Genomic DNA, 604 nt, shown 5'->3' on the forward strand with positions numbered 1-604 from the left:
TCCACAGCGGACTTGATACCCAGGCTGACTTCACCGGCATCTTTGTAGACGTCGTCGCCCTGGGCAGCGTGCTCGTACGGCGCACTGGTGTCGCCGGCCTTGATGGTCACCTTGGCATCGTTGCTCAAGGTCACGACCAGGTCGTGGTCCAGCGGCTGGTTGATGTGGACGGTGAACGTCGGTTTGACGTTCTCGGCCACCGAAGTCTGGTCGGCCGTGATGGTGACCTTGACCAGGTCACCTTCGTTGCCGCCGCCTGGGTTGCTTGGGGTACCTGGGGTGCCCGGCTCGTCGGTGACAGTGGTGCTGACCTGGGTTTTGTCCAGGGTCAGGTTTTCGAACTTGCCAACATCCGCGCCAGCAACGGTGGCGATCGAGTTGACCACGGCAGGGTTGCTGCCGACGTAAACGTTGTCCGGCGCGGTGACGGTGATCGAACCGGTAGTGCCGTTGGCCGGCACGGTGATGACGGTCTTGCCGTCGCTCAGCGTGAAGGTCAGGGCGCTGTGGTTGTTGATCGGCAGACCATCTTTGTTGGTCAGGGTGATGGTGTAGGTGATCTCACCACCTTCGGTCACCGAAGGTGTTGCAGTCAGCTTGGCCA

At 61.4% G+C, this 604-nt stretch carries 1 protein-coding gene; it reads right to left on the reverse strand.

Annotated elements, in window-relative coordinates:
- The coding region (locus DMX11_RS25830; protein ID WP_146230391.1) for an immunoglobulin-like domain-containing protein at window positions 1-604 on the reverse strand (604 nt) is incomplete at both ends.

Source organism: Pseudomonas sp. LB-090624 (assembly GCF_003205205.1).
Lineage (GTDB): Bacteria > Pseudomonadota > Gammaproteobacteria > Pseudomonadales > Pseudomonadaceae > Aquipseudomonas.